The organism is Streptomyces sp. NPDC048337 (assembly GCF_043201175.1).
In the GTDB taxonomy this organism is placed as follows: domain Bacteria; phylum Actinomycetota; class Actinomycetes; order Streptomycetales; family Streptomycetaceae; genus Streptomyces.
On the sequence record NZ_JBICYR010000008.1, the window covers coordinates 222,041 to 240,916 of the forward strand.

At 72.4% G+C, this 18,876-nt stretch carries 16 protein-coding genes and 1 riboswitch; of the genes, 10 read left to right on the top strand and 6 right to left on the bottom strand.

The genetic code is table 11. From position 1 onward, the window contains the following. Positions 1–74 precede the first annotated feature (74 nt). The 6 genes from ACGFYU_RS16465 to ACGFYU_RS16490 all read left to right on the top strand — a co-directional run bounded on the left by ACGFYU_RS16465 (position 75) and on the right by ACGFYU_RS16490 (position 7,694). Positions 75–479, top strand: a complete 405-nt coding sequence (locus ACGFYU_RS16465) for a hypothetical protein (RefSeq protein ID WP_393827967.1) — start codon at positions 75–77, stop codon at positions 477–479. A gap of 160 nt (positions 480–639) precedes the next feature. Further along, entirely contained in the window at positions 640–2,766 is a 2,127-nt protein-coding gene (locus ACGFYU_RS16470) for a phage holin family protein (RefSeq protein ID WP_393827968.1), read from the top strand. A gap of 75 nt (positions 2,767–2,841) precedes the next feature. Next, positions 2,842–4,251, top strand: a complete 1,410-nt coding sequence (locus ACGFYU_RS16475; RefSeq protein WP_393827969.1) for an amino acid permease — start codon at positions 2,842–2,844, stop codon at positions 4,249–4,251. A gap of 42 nt (positions 4,252–4,293) precedes the next feature. Then, positions 4,294–4,743 (top strand): SRPBCC family protein, encoded by a 450-nt coding sequence (locus ACGFYU_RS16480; protein WP_393827970.1) that lies wholly within the window; start codon positions 4,294–4,296, stop codon positions 4,741–4,743. A 93-nt stretch (positions 4,744–4,836) separates the two neighbouring features. Next, a complete protein-coding gene (locus tag ACGFYU_RS16485; RefSeq protein ID WP_393827971.1) occupies positions 4,837–5,898 on the top strand; it encodes an ATP-binding protein in 1,062 nt (353 codons plus the stop codon). Next, the gene (locus ACGFYU_RS16490; protein WP_393827972.1) at positions 5,895–7,694 is read left to right on the top strand and encodes a hypothetical protein; all 1,800 of its coding nucleotides are present in this window, start codon (positions 5,895–5,897) and stop codon (positions 7,692–7,694) included. The genes ACGFYU_RS16485 and ACGFYU_RS16490 overlap by 4 nt, the downstream gene beginning before the upstream one ends. Positions 7,695–7,698: 4 nt before the next feature. Here ACGFYU_RS16490 and ACGFYU_RS16495 read toward each other — a convergent pair whose 3' ends face one another. After that, a complete protein-coding gene (locus tag ACGFYU_RS16495) occupies positions 7,699–9,297 on the bottom strand; it encodes an RNA polymerase sigma factor (RefSeq protein WP_393827973.1) in 1,599 nt (532 codons plus the stop codon). A 277-nt stretch (positions 9,298–9,574) separates the two neighbouring features. Continuing rightward, a riboswitch (ZMP/ZTP riboswitch) is annotated at positions 9,575–9,677 on the top strand. A 66-nt stretch (positions 9,678–9,743) separates the two neighbouring features. Here ACGFYU_RS16495 and ACGFYU_RS16500 point away from each other — a divergent pair. After that, positions 9,744–10,589: a bifunctional 5,10-methylenetetrahydrofolate dehydrogenase/5,10-methenyltetrahydrofolate cyclohydrolase gene (locus ACGFYU_RS16500; protein ID WP_393828043.1), complete on the top strand. Its 846-nt coding sequence runs from the start codon at positions 9,744–9,746 to the stop codon at positions 10,587–10,589. Between the two features lie 124 nt (positions 10,590–10,713). Beyond that, a complete protein-coding gene (locus tag ACGFYU_RS16505) occupies positions 10,714–12,204 on the top strand; it encodes a peptide MFS transporter (protein ID WP_393827974.1) in 1,491 nt (496 codons plus the stop codon). Here ACGFYU_RS16505 and ACGFYU_RS16510 read toward each other — a convergent pair. Beyond that, entirely contained in the window at positions 12,201–13,637 is a 1,437-nt protein-coding gene (locus tag ACGFYU_RS16510; protein ID WP_393827975.1) for an NAD(P)/FAD-dependent oxidoreductase, read from the bottom strand. The two genes, ACGFYU_RS16505 and ACGFYU_RS16510, sit on opposite strands and share 4 nt — an antisense overlap. A gap of 253 nt (positions 13,638–13,890) precedes the next feature. On the opposite strand from ACGFYU_RS16510, the gene ACGFYU_RS16515 reads away from it, so the two are divergent. Next, on the top strand, positions 13,891–14,307 hold the full coding sequence (locus ACGFYU_RS16515; RefSeq protein WP_393827976.1) for a hypothetical protein: 417 nt from the start codon (positions 13,891–13,893) through the stop codon (positions 14,305–14,307). Here the strand turns inward: ACGFYU_RS16515 and ACGFYU_RS16520 are convergent. Further along, positions 14,293–15,087 carry a helix-turn-helix domain-containing protein gene (locus ACGFYU_RS16520; RefSeq protein WP_393827977.1) on the bottom strand — a complete coding sequence of 265 codons (795 nt, stop codon included), beginning with the start codon at positions 15,085–15,087 and terminating at the stop codon, positions 14,293–14,295. The genes ACGFYU_RS16515 and ACGFYU_RS16520 overlap by 15 nt on opposite strands. Positions 15,088–15,112: 25 nt before the next feature. Beyond that, complete coding sequence (locus ACGFYU_RS16525; RefSeq protein WP_393827978.1) at positions 15,113–16,894, bottom strand: FAD-dependent oxidoreductase; 1,782 nt, start codon at positions 16,892–16,894, stop codon at positions 15,113–15,115. A gap of 179 nt (positions 16,895–17,073) precedes the next feature. Here ACGFYU_RS16525 and ACGFYU_RS16530 point away from each other — a divergent pair, with 179 nt between their 5' ends. Next, entirely contained in the window at positions 17,074–17,379 is a 306-nt protein-coding gene (locus tag ACGFYU_RS16530; protein WP_393827979.1) for a 4a-hydroxytetrahydrobiopterin dehydratase, read from the top strand. Positions 17,380–17,512: 133 nt separating this feature from the next. On the opposite strand, the gene ACGFYU_RS16535 is transcribed toward ACGFYU_RS16530, so the two are convergent. After that, the gene (locus ACGFYU_RS16535; RefSeq protein ID WP_393827980.1) at positions 17,513–17,938 is read right to left on the bottom strand and encodes an RICIN domain-containing protein; all 426 of its coding nucleotides are present in this window, start codon (positions 17,936–17,938) and stop codon (positions 17,513–17,515) included. Positions 17,939–17,957: 19 nt separating this feature from the next. Further along, positions 17,958–18,806, bottom strand: a complete 849-nt coding sequence (locus ACGFYU_RS16540) for an aldo/keto reductase (protein ID WP_393827981.1) — start codon at positions 18,804–18,806, stop codon at positions 17,958–17,960. Positions 18,807–18,876 lie beyond the last annotated feature (70 nt).

An 18,876-nucleotide genomic window follows, 5' to 3' on the forward strand; every position in this document is an offset into this window, starting at 1 on the left:
CCCCGCAGCCGCCCGGAACCCGATGCCCACCGACCCCTCCTCCCCGGCGGCGGATCGGAGTAGGGTCGGGCGGCATGGAAGAGCTGCGCGTGGCCGCGATCGCCAGCCTGGCCCCGCTCGAAGACCTCGACGCCGACCCCTTCGCCGTGGACACCCGCAGCCAGCACGCCGTGTGCGCGCGCTGGGCCGCCGACCGCGGCTACGTCGTGACGCGGCACCTGCTCGTCTACGGGCTGCGCCCCGACCACTTCGGGCTGTGGTCCGACATCGACGCCGGGCAGGTCGACCTGTTCGTCGCCGCCAACCACCGGGTGCTGGCCCGCGCGCTGCGGTCCGTCGAGGAGTTCACCGCCGAGTGCGAGCGGCGCGGCGTACGGCTGGAGACCGCCGGGCACGAGGAGCCGCAGTACACCTCCGCGATGAAGGCCGAGGTGCACCGCCGGCTGTCGATGCCGACCGCCGGCTACGACGGCACCTGAGCCGCGGCACGGGCCGAACCCGGCACCCCGTTCCGCCCCCTGCCGCGCGTCCGTGCGCCACCCGTGTCGCCCCGCCCGACGGGCCCCGCTGTGCGAGCCTGGAAAGCGGGACGGGGGCTCGCGGACGGGTCGTGGGCCGGATCGGTGAGGCGGGTGCGGCGTGTTGCGAGGACGGTGGCGGACCGCTGGCGGCGCCCTGATACGCGTGGTCCTCGTCTGGGCGGCGTCGACGCTGACCATGCTCGCGCTGGCCGGAATCCTGCCGGACTTCCGCCTCCAGTCCGGCGATGGCGACAGCGTCACGCAGATCGGCCTCACCGCCGCCTGGGGCGCCGGGGCCTTCGGCCTGCTGAGCGCGCTCGTCTGGCCCGTGCTCGTACGGGCCCTGCTGCTGGTGCCCGCCCTCGTGCTCGGACTGCTCGTCTTCTTCCTCAACGGCTCGCTGCTGCTCATAGCCCTCAGCCTGATCCCGTCGGGGCGCGGCGAGGTGGCCCCCGAGACCGCGGTGGTCGTGGCCGCGGCCATGTCCGCCGTGGCCTCCGCGACCTCCACCGCGCTCGCGGTGCGCGACGACGAGGCGTACCGGCGGCGGCTCTACCGGCTCGCCGACCGGCGGCGCCGACGCCAGCGCCGGGCGGGGGCCCCGGGCGCGAACGAGGCCGCGCCCGGGCTGGTCTTCCTCCAGCTCGACGGGGTCGGGCACGAGGTGCTCCGCCACGCCTGCGGCACCGGCCTGATGCCGACCGTCTCCGGCTGGCTGGAGCGGAGCCACCGCCTCGCCGCATGGCGCACCGACTGGTCGAGCCAGACCGGCGCCAGCCAGCTCGGCATCCTGCACGGCTCCAACTTCGACGTGCCCGCCTTCCGCTGGTACGAGAAGGACACCGGCGAGGTGGTGGTCTGCAACCGGCCCACCAGCGCCGCCGAGCTCCAGCGGCGCGCCGTCCGGCGCACCGGGGACGGCGGGCTGCTCACCCTCGACGGGGCCAGCCGCGGCAACCTGTTCAGCGGGGGCGCGGACCAGCTGGCCCTCGTCCTGTCGGTCTCCGCCCGCCGGGGCCGGGAGAACCGCTCCCGCGCGGGCTACTTCGCGTACTTCTCCGACCCGGCCAACGCCGTGCGCACCGCGCTGTCCTTCGTCGCCGAGGCCGGCCGGGAGATCGGCCAGTCGCTGCGGGCGCGGATCCGCGGGGACCGGCCGCGCGTGGCCCGCGGCGGGCTGTACCCGCTGATCCGCGCCTTCGCGACGGTCGTGGAACGGGACGTGGTCGTGGCGGCGGTGATCGGCGACATGCTGGCCGGCCGCGCCGCCGTCTACGCCGACCTGGTCGCCTACGACGAGGTCGCCCACCACTCCGGTCCGCGCGGCCGGGACACCGACCAGGTGCTGCGGCGCCTGGACCGGAGCATCGCCCTGATCGCCCGGGTCGCCGAACACGCCCCGCGCGACTACCGGATCGTGCTGCTCTCCGACCACGGCCAGAGCCCGGGGGAGACCTTCCTCGCCCGGTACGGGCTGACCCTGAAGGACCTGGTCCGGGCGGGCTGCGGGCTGCCGGTCTCCCGCCGCGCCGGCCGTACGCACAGCGGCGCCGAGGCCCGCACGGCCGTCCTCGCGGCGCTCCACCGGCCGGTGGAAGGGGGAGAGGAGGCCCACCCGCGGCCGGGTCCCGACCCGGTGGTGCTCGCCTCCGGCAACCTCGGGCTCATCTCCTTCCCGGACCTGCCCGGCCGGGCCACGCGCGAGCGGATCGACCGCGCGCACCCCGCCCTGCTGGCGACCCTGGCCAACCACCCGGGCGTGGGCTTCCTGCTGGTGGACGGGATGGTGCTGGGCCCGGGCGGGGCACAGGCCCGCCTCGACGTCCCGGGAGAGGCGGAGGAACTGCTGGCGTCCTTCGGTCCCGGCGCGGCCGATGCGGTCCGGCGGACCGACGGCTTCCCGCACGTGGCCGACGTCATGGTGAACTCGGCGTACGACCCGGCCTCCGGCCGCGTGCACGCCTTCGAGGAGCAGATCGGCTCGCACGGCGGGCTGGGCGGGGAGCAGGGGCACCCGTTCCTGCTGTGGCCGACGGAGCTGTCGGAGCCGGGCGACGGGCTGGTGGGCGCCGAGGCGGTGCACGGCGTACTGCGGCGCTGGCTGCGGGAGGCGGACGGCCCCCAGGTCCCGGTGGGTCCGCGGTCGGGCTCCGTTCCCGGGCCGGAGGAGAATCCACGGCCGGAGCGGGCTCCAGGCGGAAGGCTTCCTTCCGTGGAGGGATCCGTACGGGACGAAACCCGTTGATTTGGTGCGGCCTTCGCGGTGGTCAACCATGGGTTGACCTGCCCACCATGTGAGACAAGCCGAGGCGCACCACCGATGACCAGCACCGAAGCCCCGCCCGCCGTCACCGGCCTGGCCGCCGGGACCAGCGCGCCCACCGCAACCGGCGGGGCCGCCCCGCAGGGCGAGCGGCGGTTCGGCCTGCCGGTCGCCACCTGCCTGGTCATGGGCAACATCATCGGCGGCGGAATCTTCCTGCTCCCCGCCTCGGTGGCCCCCTTCGGCACGATCAGCCTCGTCGCCTTCGGCGTGCTCACCCTCGGCGCGGTCGCCCTCGCCCTCGTCTTCGGCCGCCTCGCCCGGCGGCACCCGCAGACCGGCGGCCCGTACGTCTACGCCCGCGCCGCCTTCGGCGACTTCGCCGGCTTCCTCGCCGCCTGGAGCTACTGGATCACCACCTGGGTCTCCAACGCGGCCCTGGCCGTGGCCGCCGTCGGCTACCTCTGTGTGCTCTTCCCGGCCGTCGGCGCCCACAAGTGGTCCATGTGCCTGGCCGCCCTCGCCGTGCAGTGGCTCCCCGCGCTCGCCAATCTGGCCGGCACCCGGTACGTCGGCGCCGTCCAACTGGTCTCCACCGTCCTGAAGTTCGCCCCGTTGCTGCTCGTGGCCGTCGGCGGGCTGTTCTTCTTCGACCCGGCCAACCTCGGACCCTTCCGGGCCACCGACCAGAGCGCGGTCGGCGCCGTCTCCGCCTCCGCCGCGATCCTGCTCTTCAGCTACCTGGGCGTGGAATCCGCCGCCGTCAGCGCCGGCGAGGTCCGCGACCCCGCCCGCAACGTCGGCCGGGCCACCGTCCTGGGCACCGTCGGCGCCGCCACCGTCTACCTGCTCGGCACCCTCTCCGTCTTCGGCCTGGTCGCGCACGAGAAGCTGGTCTCCTCCGAGGCCCCCTTCACCGACGCCGTCAACGCGATGTTCGGTGGGACCTGGGGCGGCACGGTGGTCGCCTGCGCCGCCGTGATCTCGATGGTCGGCGCCCTCAACGGCTGGACCCTGCTCAGCGCGCAGACCCCGTACGCGGCCGCCAAGGACGGGCTCTTCCCGAAGGTCTTCGAGACGAAGAAGCGCGGCGTCCCGGTGGCCGGCGTCATCGTCACGGTCGTCCTGGCCTCGGCGCTGACCGTCTACAACTACACGGCCGGCTCGGCGGCCGTCTTCGAGATCCTGGTCCTCGTCACCACCTTCACGGCGACCGTCCCCTACCTGCTCTCCACCGCCGCGCAGATCCACCTCCTGCTCTCGGGCCGCTCCGAGCAGGTCCACCGCGGCCGCCTCGTCCGCGACGCCGCCCTCGCCTGCCTGGCCTTCGCCTTCTCGATGTGGCTGGTCGCCGGATCCGGCTACGCGGCCGTCTACCAGGGCGTGCTGTTCCTCTTCGCGGGCGTCCTCGTGTACGCCGTGATGGCCGCCCGCAGGCAGCGCGCGGCCGTTTCACCCGCGGGGTAATTTGGAAGGAGAGGCCAGCCAGGGGGGCTCTAAGGGGTCGCCATGTCCGCGATCAGCAACACCATCGACATCGACCGCAGACCCGAAGAGGTCTTCGCCTACGTGACGGACCCCACGCACCTGCCGGAGTGGCAGGACAGCGCCGTGTCGGCCGTCCCCATGGGCGATCTCCCCGTCCACGTCGGTTCGAGGGTCGTCGTCACCCGGCAGATCGGCAAGCGGAGGATCCCCACGACCATGGAATTCACGGAGGTCGACGCACCGAGGAGCTGGCACATCCACGGCGTCGACGGCCCGGTCCGCCCGGACGTGCGGGGCAGGATCGAGCCCCTCGACGACGGGGCCCGCTCACGCGTCACGCTCTCCGTCGACTTCGAGGGCCACGGCCTGGGCAGGGCCCTGGTCCCCCTCGCGGTCAAGCCCATGCTCCGCAAGGAGATGCCCCGCAGCGAGGAGAAGCTCAAGCACCTGCTGGAGCACTCCGCGACCTGACCGCGGGCTCGGGGAAAACCGGATGCCTCGGATCGAGTGGTGCGCCCACACGGGGCGCACCACGTACCCGAACTCCCGAGGACATACAGGCTCGTGCAGGCTGCCGTCACCGTCACCCCCGCCCAGATCCCCGAACTGCTCCTCGGACTCGCCACCGTGCGGCCCGTGTTCCTCTGGGGGGCACCCGGCATCGGCAAGTCCTCGCTCGTCAGGAAGTTCGCCGACTCCCTCGGCCTGGAGTGCGTGAGCCTCCTCGGCACGCAGCTCGCCCCCGAGGACCTGATCGGCGTCCCGCAGATCCGTGACGGCCGCTCCGTCTTCTGCCCGCCCGAGGCCATCGCGCGCGACGAGCCGTACTGCCTCTTCCTCGACGAGCTCAACGCCGCGAGCCCGGACGTCCAGAAGGCCTTCTACTCGCTGATCCTGGACCGCCGCATCGGCTCCTACGAGCTGCCCGCCGGCTCCATCGTGATCGGCGCCGGAAACCGGGCCACGGACAACGCGCTGGCCCGGCCCATCGCCTCCGCGCTCGTGAACCGGCTCACCCACGTCCACCTCCAGGCGTCCGCCCAGGACTGGCTGGTCTGGGCCGGCGAGCACGGCATCCACCCCTGGGTCACCGACTACCTCACCGACCGCCCCGACCACCTGTGGTCGCAGCCGCCCAAGACCGAGGAGGCGTTCTCCACCCCGCGCTCCTGGCACATGCTCTCCGACGCCCTGCACTCCTTCGGGCCCGACCTGGACGAGCAGACCCTCAAGGTCATCGCGCACGGCACCCTCACCCCCGCGCACGCCGTCTCCTTCTGCGGCTACGCCAAGATCGTCCGCCATGCCTACGGCATCGAGGCGATCATGAAGGGCGACGCGAACTGGCCGCGCCGCCCGGAGGACCGGGACCTGCTGTACTACCTCGCCGAGGCCTTCCGCGGCCGCCTGCTCAAGGAGCTCCCGGCGCAGAAGGAGCACGTCTCGCCCGCGATGCGGCAGTCCGCGTACCGCTTCAAGTCGCTGCTCGTGCAGCTCGCCGAGATCTCCGTCGAGGTGGCCCAGACCGTCATCGCCGACGACGCCGACGGCCTGCCCGTGCTGCCCGGCTGGTTCCTCGTCGAGGCCGCCCGCGACATGCCCCGGCTGGTCGAGGCCCGCCGGTGAGGGGCAAGGACTCCAAGCCCGACCCGGCCACCGAGGCGTACGCCGCCGGGCTCCTGCTGGTGAAGCGGAACCCGGCCTTCGCCGCCCTGGAGGTCGAGTTCTGCCGCCGCAAGAACTGCCGGCTCTGCCCGACCGAGGGCCTGGCCGCCGTCGACTCCAACGGCCACGTCCACGCCCACCCCACCCGCCGGGCCGAGCCCGCCGAATGGGCCTGGGCCCTGGCCCACTGCCTCCTCCACCTCGGCTTCGGCCACGTCCCGGCCGCCGAGGACAAGAGCCGCGCCCAGCCGGATCCGTACGACCTGGCCGCGCGCTGCGTGGTGGTCAACCGCTTCCTGCTGACCTTTCCGGCGGGCCGGGCCCCCGAGCACCTCCCCACCGACTATCCCGGCGGCGACGAGGAACAGCTCGCCGCCCGCTGGCGTCGCGACGGCATTCCGCCCGGCCTCGACCTCTGCGGTACGGCGGGCCGCGAGCCGGACCAGTGGCTGCTGCACTGGCACAAGTCGAGCATCCACCGGGCCCCCGACTGGGAGACCGCCTTCGCCCACGCCCTGACCCGCAGCGTCTCCGCCGCCATGGACGTGGCGGGCGGCCGCCGCGACCGGATCACCGGCGAACGCGTCGCGCAGCGCCCCTGGGACCGGGCGCTGTCCTGGTTCGTCTCCTCGTACCCGCTCCTGGGCGGGCTGGCCGCCGGACTGACCGTCGTCGCCGACGCCGAGCTGGCCCGCGCCCAGGCCATCTCCATCGCCGCCGTCAGCGCCACCGCCGGGGAGATCTACATCAACCCGCTGCGCACCTTCGACGACGAGGAATGGCGGTTCATCCTGGCCCACGAGATGCTGCACGCCGCCCTGCGCCACGGCGAGCGCCGCGGCGCCCGTGACCCGTACCTGCACAACGTCGCCGCGGACTACGTCGTCAACGGCTGGCTCGTGGAGATGGGCGTCGGCAGCATGCCCGAGGGGCTGCTCCACGACCCGGCGCTCACGGGGCTCTCGGTCGAGGAGGTCTACGACCGCATCGCCACCGACCTGCGCCGGATGCGCCGACTCGCCACCCTGCGCGGCAAGGGCGCGGGCGACATCCTGGGCGAGCCGCTCGCGCACGGCGCGGGATGCCCGTACACGGATCTCGACGAGTTCTACCGGCGCGGCCTGGTGCAGGGCTTCGACCTGCACGTGCGCGGGGAGCGCGGGCTGCTGCCCGCCGGGCTGATCCAGGAGATCCGGGCCCTGGCCCACCCTCCCGTGCGCTGGGACGCCCGCCTCGCCCGCTGGTTCGACGAGTACGTACCGCGCCCCGAACCCGTACGGTCCTTCGCGCGACCGGCACGCCGCCAGGCCTCCACCCCGGACATCCCGCGCGCGGGCCGCTACCACCCGCCCGAGGAGATCGCCCGCTGCACCTTCGGGGTGGTCCTCGACACCTCCGGATCCATGGACCCGGCCCTGCTCGGCAAGGCGCTGGGCGCCATCGCCTCGTACGCGGAAGCCCGCGACGTACCGGCGGCCCGCGTCGTGTTCTGCGACGCGGCGCCGTACGACGCGGGCTATCTGCCTCCGAGCGAAATCGCCGGCCGGGTGAGGGTGCGCGGGCGCGGCGGCACCGAGCTGCAGCCCGGCATCGACCTGCTCCAGCGGGCGGAGGACTTCCCACCCGGAGCCCCGGTGCTGGTGATCACGGACGGGTGGTGCGACACCCTGCGGATCCGGCGCGAGCACGCCTTCCTGGTCCCGCAGGGTGCCTCCCTGCCGTTCACGCCCCGGGGGCCGGTCTTCCGACTGGCCTGACCTCTTAGTCGAGGTAGTCGCGCAGCACCTGCGAACGCGACGGGTGGCGCAGCTTCGACATGGTCTTGGACTCGATCTGGCGGATGCGCTCACGGGTGACCCCGTACACGCGGCCGATCTCGTCCAGGGTCTTCGGCTGGCCGTCGTTGAGGCCGTAGCGCATGGAGACCACGCCCGCCTCGCGCTCCGAGAGCGTGCCCAGGATGGACTGGAGCTGCTCCTGGAGGAACGTGAAGGACACCGCGTCCGCCGGGACGACCGCCTCGGAGTCCTCGATGAGGTCACCGAACTCGCTGTCGCCCTCCTCACCCAGGGGGGTGTGCAGGGAGATCGGCTCGCGGCCGTACTTCTGGACCTCGATGACCTTCTCGGGGGTCATGTCGAGCTCCTTGCCCAGCTCCTCCGGAGTGGGCTCCCGGCCGAGGTCCTGGAGCATCTGGCGCTGCACGCGGGCGAGCTTGTTGATGATCTCGACCATGTGGACGGGGATGCGGATCGTGCGCGACTGGTCGGCCATGGCACGCGTGATCGCCTGCCGGATCCACCAGGTCGCGTACGTGGAGAACTTGAAGCCCTTGGTGTAGTCGAACTTCTCCACGGCGCGGATCAGACCGACGTTGCCCTCCTGGATCAGGTCCAGGAAGAGCATGCCGCGGCCCGTGTAGCGCTTGGCCAAGGAGACCACGAGGCGGAGGTTGGCCTCCAGCAGGTGGTTCTTGGCGCGGCGGCCGTCCTCGACGAGGATCTCCAGCTCGCGCTTGAAGGCGGGCTTGTGGTCCTCCTCCTCTTCGAGCTTGTACTCGGAGAACAGGCCCGCCTCGATGCGCTTGGCGAGCTCCACCTCCTGCTCGGCGTTGAGGAGCGGCACCTTGCCGATGAGCTTGAGGTAGTCCTTGACGGGGTCGGCGGTGGCACCGGCCACCATGACCGTCTGCGCCGGGGCGTCGTCCTCGTCGTCGTCGGACAGGACGAAGCCCTGGCCGCCGGCCTTGGGGGTCTCCTCCTCGGCCTCGTCGACGAGGTCCTCGGCCGCCCAGTCCTCGCCCTCGGCCACGGGGGCCTCGGCCTCGTCGGCGTCCTTGGCGGTGGTCTTCTTCGCCGCCGTCTTCTTGGTGGCGGTCTTCTTCGCGGTGGCGGTCTTCTTGACCGTCCGCTTCTTCGGCTCGGCGGCGGCCTCGGCCGTCGCCTCGTCCTCCACGGCGCCGGCCGGCGATGCGGATATCGCCGCAGCGGTGGTCGTCGTCGTGGTCGTCGTCACGGGCGTGGCCGCCGTCTTGCGCGCACCGATCGGGCGCGGCGCGGCGGCGGCCTTCTTGGCCACGGTGCGGGCGGGGGCGGCGGCCGCCTTGCGGGGCTTCTTGGCGGCAGCCTTGGTGGCGGGAGCGGCGCTGACGTGAAGGGCGACACCCTCCTCGTCCAGGACCTGGTTCAGGCTGCGCAGGACCCGCTTCCACTGGTCCACCGGGATGCGGCCGGCCTCGAAGGCCTGGCGCACGTCGTCACCGTTGATGTGACCCTGCTCGCGGCCGCGCTCGACGAGCGCGACGAGGGCCTCGGATTCGGCGATCTCCGGAGGGAACGTACGGGACGGGCTGAGCGACACAAGGAGCCTCTCGTTGCGAACAGATAAGGGGTGGGCGGGACATCATCGCGCGAACTCGGGAAACAGACCCGAGGGGGGTCTGTATTCCGGGGCCGCGCGAGGACACCTGTCGGTTCATCGCACGCCCGAGTCGATTCGTTACGCGCTGAATTGAGTGACCTGCGCCACGCTGTGGCCGCGCAACCCGATCCCGGCCGGATCCGTCCGCCCCGGCAAGTAGATCACGGCCGCCCCGGGTCGGGCTCCGGTCGACCACCGGACGAGTCGACTACAGTGGGCCGCGGGCCGTGACTGGCGTTCGGGTGGATCACCACCGGGGAGCGGCCCGGCGTACCCGCGCACCTCCGGTACGTCGACTGCCGCGCGCCTGGGCGAACCGCGATCCGCAGCGACGTTCAGGAGACCCCGTGACGACTGCCCAGACTGCCACTGCCCCTGCCCGGCTGATGGACGGCACCGCCCTCGCCCGCCGCATCTCGGAGCAGACCGCCGCCTACGCGGCCAAGATCACCGAGCGCACCGGCACCGCACCCTGCCTCGCGACCGTGCTGGTCGGCGAGGACCCCGCGTCCGTCACGTACGTACGCATGAAGCAGAATCGTTGCGCCAAGGCCGGCATCACCTCCCGCCACGTGGAGCTGCCGGCCGAGACCACCACCGAGGAGCTGGTGGCCACCCTCACCGCGCTCTCCGAGGACCCGGAGATCAGCGGCATCCTGCTCCAGCACCCCGTCCCGCACCACATCGACGAGCGCGCCGCCTTCGAGGCCATCGCCCCCGGCAAGGACGTCGACGGGGTCACCATGCACTCCTTCGCCGCCATGGGCTTCGGGCTGCCGGGCTTCGTCTCCTGCACCCCCGGCGGCATCATGCGGCTGCTCGCCGCCTACGACGTGGACCTGACCGGCAAGCACGCCGTGGTCGTCGGCCGCAGCGCGATCCTGGGCAAGCCCGCCGGGATGCTGCTCCTGGAGCAGAACGCCACCGTCACCTACTGCCACTCCCGCACCCAGGACCTCCCCTCGATCGTGCGCCAGGCGGACGTGCTCGTCGCCGCCATCGGCAAGGCCGAGTTCATCCGGGGCGAGGACATCAAGCCGGGCGCCGTGGTCCTGGACGCCGGCTACAACGAGGGCAACGTCGGCGACGTCCACTTCGAGTCGGCCGCCGCCCGCGCCTCGCTGATCACGCCCGTACCCGGTGGCGTCGGCCCGATGACCATCGCGGTCCTGCTGGAGCAGACCGTGCAGGCCGCCGCCGCGCAGGCCGGGCTGGACCTCGCGGACCTCTGACCCGCGCGGCACGCCGACGCGCACGACCGACGCCCCGGGCCCTACGGCCCGGGGCGTTCCGCGTCCCCTGGTAACGGGCCGAAAGACCGGTCCGCGCCCGGCCCCGCCGGGCTCCACTGAGTATGTGAACGCATCGATGGACATGCAGACGCGGGCCACGGCCGGTACCCGGCGCCACCCGCGCGGACTCGCCACCCTCGTCCTGGCCGAGCTGTGGGAGCGCTTCAGCCTCTACGGCATGGTCGCCATCCTCGTGCACTTCCTCGCAGCCTCCCGCGCCCACGGAGGCATGGGCCTGCACCAGGGCACCGCCGAGGCCGTCGAGGGCGTCTACATGGCCATGATCTCGCTCCTGGCCCTGCCCGGCGGCTGGATCGCCGACCGCTTCCTCGGCGCCCGCCGCGCGGTCCTGTGGGGCGGCCTGGTCATCATGGCCGGCCACGCCCTGATGGCCTTCCCGCAGGCCGCGCTCGTCTGGCCCGGCCTGGTCCTCATCGTCATCGGCACCGGCCTGCTGAAGCCCAACATCTCCGCGCTCGTCGGCCGGCTCTACGCCGCCGACGACGACCAGCGCCGCGACGCCGGCTACTCGATCTTCTACATGGGCATCAACCTCGGCGCGGTCATCGCCCCGCTCGTCGTCGGCTACCTCGGCGAGGAGGTCGACTGGCACCTCGGCTTCGGCGCCGCCGCCGTCGGCATGGCCCTCGGCCTGGTCCAGTACGTCCTGGGCGGCCGCCGGCTCGCCCGGCAGCTGCGCGAGGAGCCCGTCGTCCGGCTGACCGGGGCCGAGCGGGCCAAGGTCCGCAGCTCCTCCGCGTACGGCCTGCTCTTCACGGCCGTCCTGATCGCCCTGCTGGCCGCCGCGCACGCGCTGAGCATCGACAACATCACCTTCGTCCTCACGGTCGTCGCCGTCGTGGTCCCGGCCGGGGTGCTGTTCTCGATGTACCGCAGCCCCAAGGTCACCCCCGTGGAGAAGACCCGGCTGCGCGCGTACGTGTGGCTCTTCCTGGCGGCGACGCTGTTCTGGCTGGTCTACGACCAGATGGGCAACGAGCTGAACATGTTCGCCGCGCAGAAGACCGACCTGAGCCTCTTCGGCCTGCACATCCCGGCGAGCTGGACCCAGTCGCTGCCCTCCCTGTTCGTGATCGCCCTCGCCCCGCTCTTCGCGGCCTTCTGGGTACGGCGCGGGCGGCGGATGAGCACCCCGCTCAAGTTCGGCCTGGCCCTGCTGCTGACCGGCGCGTCCTTCGTGGTCATGTCCGGCGCGGCGGCCATCGCGTCCACGGGCGTGAAGGTCTCGCTGATGTGGCTGGTGGGGGTGTACGTCATCCAGGTCATGGGCGAGATGTGCCTGAGCCCGGTGGGCCTGTCGGTCACCACCAAGCTCGCGCCGCGGGCGTTCAACAACCAGATGATGGGCGTCTGGTTCCTGGCGGCGGCCACGGGCGACGCGATCGGAGCGCAACTGCCGCGGCTCGACGCCGTACTCGGCCAGAGCCTGAACTTCCTGTGGCAGGGCGCCCTGGTGATCGCGGCGGGCGCGGTGATGGTCTTCTTCACCCGCCGCCTGAAGACCCTCACCGGCGAGGCGCCCGCGCCGGCCTAGCGGGCGGGGGAGCCCGTACGCCCGGCCGGGTCCGACGCGTCCAGGCCGGCGACCGCCCGCTCGGCCGGTGTCAGCGGCGCCGCCGTCAGCGCGCCCCGCCCGGAGGCGCGCAGCACCCGCCACACCACCGAGGGGCGCAGCCAGTGCGTCGGCGGGCTGCTCATGGTGATGACCTGGAGGAAGGCGGCCGTGAGCGGCTCCCGGGTCGTGGCGCCCGTCATCAGCCTGCCGACGTACGCGTTGAGCAGGCCGGCCCCGGGCCGCGGCCGCATCCCGGCGGCGCCCGGGTAGAGGATGTCCTGCGAGGTGGCGAGCTCCCAGGCGGTGGCCACCTGCGGGGCGAGCGCGCGCTGCGCCTGGCGACCGAAGGCGGGGTCGGCGAGCCCCTTGGCGCGCAGCAGGTCGCGCACGGCCAGCAGCCCCTGCGCGGCGACCGTCATGCCCTGCCCGTAGAGCGGGTTGAAGGTGGCGACCGAGTCGCCGACGGCGAAGAAGCCGGCAGGAAGTTCCGCCTTCTCGAACCGGATCCGGCGGTTGGTGGTGCCCTGGGTGACGGCCACGTCCGTGAGCGGCTTCCTCCCTTCGAGGAGTTCGCCGACGATCGGGTCCCGGACGCTCTTGGCGAACGGGATGAACGCGTCCGGGTCACCGGTCGGCCGGCCGCCCCGGGTGCCGGACAGGGTGGCCTGCCACAGGCCGTTCTCGATGGGCACGAGGGTGGCCGTCCGGCCGGGCACGGGCACGCGGGGGTCGGACTGTACGTTGACGATGGGGAAGCCCATCGCGTGGGCTCCGGCGGGCGCCTCGAAGATCCGGGTCGCGTAGACCAGGCCGGAGTCGACCTCGGCCTGCCGTATCCCGCCGACGCCGAGCTCCTGGAGCCAGCCCCGGGCACGCGAGCCGCGCCCGCTCGCGTCCACCACGAGGTCGGCGGAGACGAGCCTGCCGGCCTCCTCCGGGGTGTCCACGCGGACACCGGCGATCCGGGCGGCCGTGCCCTCCAGGCTCCGGACACGGCTCCGATGGAGGGTGGTGACCCCTTTCAGGCCGGTCACCCGGGCGCGGACCACCGAGTCGAGGAGGTCGCGGCTGCAGGAGACGTTGAACTGCTTCTCCCCTGATCGCGGGATCCAGCCCTGGGCGGTCTTGGTGACCAGGTCGGCGGGCAGGCTGCGGCGGAGGGCCCCCGCCGCCGTCCACTCCTCGGTGATGCCGGGCAGGATCTCCTCGATGGCGCGCGCTCCGCCGGACCACATGACGTGGACGTGCCGGGCCTGCGGCAGCCCGCGGCGCGGCTCCGGGCCGTCGGGGAGGGTGTCCGCGTCGATGACGGTGACCGCCGCGTGCTCGGCCAACACGGCGGCGGCGAGGAGGCCGGCCATGCTGCCGCCGATGACGACGACGTGGCGGCGGGATCGGGCGTCGGCTCGCACCGGCTGATTCTCCGTAGGGCGACGGGACGTTCGGGGAAAGCGGGCTCCGTGAAGGCTAGCCTCCCGCCCCGCCCCGAAACAGCGGAACCCCCTTTCCCGCCGCACGCTTCACGAGGGCCCGGCATGACCCCGGAGGTAATCGACCGGGTAACGGTCGGGCGGCACAGTGGAGTCATCGGGTTCCGAGGCCGCGCACTCGGCCTCGGAACCCGTACCCACCAGCGCATACGACCTCGATGGAGGCTGATCCCCCATGTCCGCAACCCTGCTCGGCACCCTCGCCCGCACCACCGAGCCGCAGACCGTGCTGCGCCGCTTCCTCGCGCTCGACGCCGTCGTGACCGGGTCCAACGGGCTCGCCTACGTGGCCTTCTCCGCCCCGCTCGGCCGGTTGCTGGGGATCGGGCAGGGGCTGCTGCTGGAGCTCGGCATCCTGCTCGCCGTCTACGCGGCCGGAGTCGGCTGGCTCGCTTCGCGGCGTCGGCCGCCGGCGTTCGCGGTGAAGGCGGTGGTCGAGACCAACTACGCCTGGGCCGCGCTGAGCCTGGTCTCGCTCTTCGTGTGGTTCTCCCCGACCGTCGCCGGGACCGTGTGGATCCCGGCGCAGGCCCTCACCGTTGCCGGCTTCGCCGTGGCCCAGCAGCTCGCGCTGCGCTCAATCACCCAGTGAGCGCAGGTACTTCACCGTCGACGGGTCGGCCGGGAGCATCGTCTCGATGGCCAGCTCGGCGACGGTCACGTCCATCGGAGTGTTGAAGGTGGAGATGGACGACACGAAGGACAGCACCTGCCCGTCGTGTTCGATCACCAGCGGCAGCGCGAAGTACGGTACGGGCTCGTCCGGTTCGGAATCTCCCGGACGGTCGGGGACCGGATACGCGGACACCTCCTCGTACAGCGCGCGCAGCGGCTCGGACCGGGCGAGCGCGATCTGCCGCTCCATCTGGGCCAGCAGATGCCCCCGCCACTCCTTGATGTTGACGATCTTGGGCGCCAGGCCCTCCGGATGCAGCGTGGTCCGCATCGCGTTCAGCGGTGGGGCCAGCAGGTGCTCGGGCAGACCGTCCAGCAGCATGATGATGCCCCGGTTCGCGGCGATCACGTTGTAGGTGGCGTCCACGACCAGCGCCGGGTACGGCTCGTAGCCCGCCAGCAGCCGCTCCAGGCCCTCCCGCAGGGTTCCCATCGAGGGGTCGTCGAGAGGGGTGTGCGCGTACCGGGGAGCGTAACCGGCGGCCAACAGCAGCGAGTTCCGCTCCCGCATCGGCACGTCGAGGTGGTCGGCGAGCTTCAGCACCATCTCCTCACTCGGACGGGACCGGCCCGTCTCGATGAAGCTGATGTGCCGGGAGGACGAATCGGCGCGGCCCGCCAGTTCCAACTGGCTGATGCCGCGCCGCTCGCGCCAGGTGCGAAGGAGGGATCCCACGGTCGGGGTGGCAGTCGTCATGTGGCCGACGTTAGCCGAAACGAAGTCATCCCAGGTCGAAGACGTTTCGCAGTCCGAGACGGTATCGCCACAGGTCGTGGCGTTTCGCCGACTCGATCTCCGGCGCCCGGTAGAGCGGCCGGATCGTGCACCGGGCCGCAGCGGAACCATCCCGGTCCAGCAGGGAGTTGACGGCCGCCCGGGCGGAGGCGTTGGCGCCCTCCATCGTCGCCAGGTCGATGTCGACCGCCACGTAGTCCCCGCTGAGGAAGAAGTTGGGGATACGGGTGCCCGCGGTCGGCCGGTTGTGGAAGGTGCCGGTCGGGTGGATCAACAGCTCGTCCTGGTTGGTGGGGTTGGGGGTGCCGAGCCCGTCCACGCCGGGGTCCAGGAACCAGGAGTGCAGGGCCGAATCGCTCAGCAGGGTCTTCCCGGTGTCGTTGAGGGAAGCCTTCAACTGCGCCCACACCTCCCGCGCCACCTCCTCCCGAGTGCACTGCTTGGCCGTCTTCCCGTACAGGATCCCGGGCTTGTCCCACTCCGAGATGTCCACCGACAGGCAGTCGACGGCCGAGCCGTCCCCGTACTCGGCCGGGAAATTACGCGACGGCCAGTGCTCGGCCTGCTGAATAGCCGTCAATGACCACGGCGAATCAATGCAGTTGAGATGCCCGTGAACCAACGGAGCCCGCTCGGTGAGATAGAACTGGATCCCCGTCATCCAGTCGGTCTCCAGCTTGTCGCAGCGCCCCAGCATCGGATCGGCGGCCCGCAGCCCCGCGCTCCACGTGCGGCGGGCGTGCTCCACCGGCAGGGCCGACACGTAGTGGTCGGCGGTCACCGTCTGCCGGGCTCCGGCTGGATCGACCACGACGACCCCGCTCACCCGCCCGTTCCCGTACTGCACCTCGCGCACGGTCCACCCGATCCTGAACTCCACGCCGAGCGACCGCAAATAGACCTCCCACGGATCGATCCACGCCTCGTTGGTCGGCAGGTTCAGGATCCGGTCCGGCGGCCCGTCCGCACCCCGGCCCAGCAGGTTGAAGACGAAGGCCTCACCCAGCGTGCCGACCGTCCGGGTGGAGGCCTCCTCTGCCTTGGTCGCCACGATGTTGCGGGTGACGCCGACGGCGAGGATCCGCTGGTACTCGCTCGACATCTGCGCGGCCCGGGTGAACTCCCACCAGGGGGTCCGCTCCCAGACCTCATTCCGCCGCTCGTCGCAGCTGGTGAGGAAGACGAGCGCCCGGTCCACGAAGTACGCCGTCTCGTGCAGCGGCAGCCGCACCAGCGACTGCAGGATCCCGGTCAACGCCCGCCGCAGCTCGTCGGGCGTCAGCTCGGCAGGCGCATGATCGGGCCAGGGGATGGGCGCACGCAGGTCCTCCCTCCCGCCCGCCCGGGCGAACATCATCTCCCTGGGCGCGACGAGGTTGTCCCACACACCGTTCACATTCCCCGGAAACGGAATGCGCCGCATGGTGTCGGGTAGATTGTGGTAAATGCCCGGAATGAAGCGAAACCCATGCTCGGCGGGCAGCGGCCGACGGCCCCCACGCGCACTGCCGGGCACGTCCATGCTCCGGGCCTTGCCGCCGAGCGCCCGGCGCTCGTACACGGTGACGGCGTAGCCGCGCTCGGCCAGTTCGTGCGCGGCGGTCAGGCCGGCCACCCCGCCGCCGAGCACCGCGACGCGGCGCCCGTTCGCCGGGGCGGCCGCCGCGGCGGCCGCGGGGGCGACCGCGCCCCCGGCCGCCGTCAGCGCCCCCGCGGTGGCCGCCGCCCCAGCGATGAACGTACGCCGAGAACTGCCGCTGCCTGTCATCCCGTACTCCCCGCTTCCCGGTTACCCCTGGTAACAGTCACGTCCGGCGCAGGAGCATAAGGGGGGCGCGGTGGTCACGGAAGGCTGGACAAGTACCCGGGCGCACTATGGCGCGAAAGGTTCGCTCCGGCGCGCGTGTGGGAAAATTGACTCCACGTCACGGGAAGAGGAGCCGGTGCATGCCGAGTGAGCCGTTGTCGCAGAAGGAGATCGAGGACCGGTTGCGGGAACTCCCCGGCTGGGCCTTCGAGAACGACCGCATCTTCCGTACCTACCGGCTGGGCACGCACTTCGCGGCGAGCGCCCTGGTCGCCCACATCGCCGCCGTCCAGCAGGAGTTGAACCACCACTCCGACCTGACCCTGGGCTACAACACGGTCCGCCTGTCGGTAAACAGCCACGACGTCGGCGGCGCGGTGACCGACCGCGACTTCGCCCTCGCCGAGCGCGTGGAATCCCTTGCCCCGTCCCACGGCGCGACCTGACCCCGCCGGGCCGTGCCCTGCGGGCCTCCTCCCCGCCCTGGGAGCTCCGCCCCCAGCCCCCCCGGTCCCCGGCGGGGGCTCCGCCCCCGTACCCCGCGCCTCAAACGCCGGCGAGGGGGGGAAGGCCCCGACCTCAGACCCGCTCCAACCGCCACCACTGCGACGCCGAATCCGTGTCCTCGCCCTGCCGGGCCCGGCCCTGCGCGTCGGTCTCCAGCAGCAGGTCGCTGATGCACGCCACCAGCGAGACCACCCCCGGGTCGTCCAGGTGCTCCTCCACGAGCCACTCCTGCGCGCCGAAGGCATTGGCCCGCCACACCTGCACCCGGGCGCCGCTGTCCAGCGAGGCGTTCGCGACGTCCAGCCGCCGGCCGTTGTCCTCGCTCACCACGTGGAAGATCCCGCCGCCGCTGTGGACCGGCGAGATCCGCCAGCGGCGGGCCGCCTCCGGCGCGGGCGGCCCGTCGGGGCCGACCCGTACCCGGGAGGCCCCCTCCAGCTGGAGCACCAGCCCGCTGTCCACGTTGCGGATCCGGTAGATCCCATCGGCAAGGTTCATGCGAACGCCCCCCGCTCCCTCAGACGTCGAAAACGGCCGGATCCGGCCCGATCCGCCGCCCAGCCCCGCCCGCCCCCAACGCGTCGAGGGCGGCCATGTCGCCGGCGTCCAGCTCGAAGCCGAAGACGTCAAGATTCTCCCGGATGCGCGCCGGTGTCACCGACTTCGGGATCGCGATGTTCCCGAGCTGGAGGTGCCACCGCAGCACCACCTGCGCGGCGCTGCGGCCGTGCCGGTCGGCGATCGCGGCCACCTCGGGCAGCGTCAGCAGCCCCTTGCCCTGGCCCAGCGGGGACCAGGCCTCGGTGGCGATCCCGCGCTCGGCGTGCAGGGCGCGCAGCTCGGTCTGCGGGAACAGCGGGTGCAGCTCGATCTGGTTCACGGCCGGGACCAGCGGGCTCTCGGCGGCGAGCCGGTCCAGGTCCGCCGGGCGGAAGTTCGACACGCCGACGGCCTTGGCGCGCCCGCTCGCCGCGATCTCCTCGAAGGTCTTCCAGATGGAGACGAAGTCGTCGCGCATCGGCCGCGGCCAGTGGATCAGATACAGGTCGACGTGGTCGAGCCCCAGCTTGGCGAGCGAATCGTCCAAGGCGTGCAGCACCGCGTCCCGCCCCCACTTCCGCGAAGGCCCGTTCCACAGCTTGGTGGTGACGAACACCTCCTCGCGCGCGACCCCGGAGGCGGCGATGCCCTTGCCGGTGCCGGACTCGTTGCCGTAGACCGCCGCCGTGTCGATGCTGCGGTAGCCCGCCTCCAGCGCGGTCGCCACGGCCCGCTCGGCCTCCGCGTCCGGGACCTGCCAGACGCCGAAGCCGAGCCGGGGCATGTGCGTGCCGTTGTTGAGCGTGACGGTGGGGACCTGGTTCACGTCTGGTCGTTCCCTCGGATCGTGGTGCGGCGCCGTACGGGGGCCACAACCGGCCTCCCGTACGACGTAT

What these genes read in the sequence shown, in the direction of transcription:
- ACGFYU_RS16465 (WP_393827967.1), top strand. Translation starts at nt 75, where the DNA reads ATGGAAGAGCTGCGCGTGGCCGCGATCGCCAGCCTGGCCCCGCTCGAA.
- ACGFYU_RS16475 (WP_393827969.1), top strand. Translation starts at nt 2,842, where the DNA reads ATGACCAGCACCGAAGCCCCGCCCGCCGTCACCGGCCTGGCCGCCGGG.
- ACGFYU_RS16480 (WP_393827970.1), top strand. Translation starts at nt 4,294, where the DNA reads ATGTCCGCGATCAGCAACACCATCGACATCGACCGCAGACCCGAAGAG.
- ACGFYU_RS16500 (WP_393828043.1), top strand. Translation starts at nt 9,744, where the DNA reads ATGGACGGCACCGCCCTCGCCCGCCGCATCTCGGAGCAGACCGCCGCC.
- ACGFYU_RS16515 (WP_393827976.1), top strand. Translation starts at nt 13,891, where the DNA reads ATGTCCGCAACCCTGCTCGGCACCCTCGCCCGCACCACCGAGCCGCAG.
- ACGFYU_RS16520 (WP_393827977.1), bottom strand. Translation starts at nt 15,087, where the DNA reads ATGACGACTGCCACCCCGACCGTGGGATCCCTCCTTCGCACCTGGCGC.
- ACGFYU_RS16525 (WP_393827978.1), bottom strand. Translation starts at nt 16,894, where the DNA reads ATGACAGGCAGCGGCAGTTCTCGGCGTACGTTCATCGCTGGGGCGGCG.
- ACGFYU_RS16530 (WP_393827979.1), top strand. Translation starts at nt 17,074, where the DNA reads ATGCCGAGTGAGCCGTTGTCGCAGAAGGAGATCGAGGACCGGTTGCGG.
- ACGFYU_RS16535 (WP_393827980.1), bottom strand. Translation starts at nt 17,938, where the DNA reads ATGAACCTTGCCGATGGGATCTACCGGATCCGCAACGTGGACAGCGGG.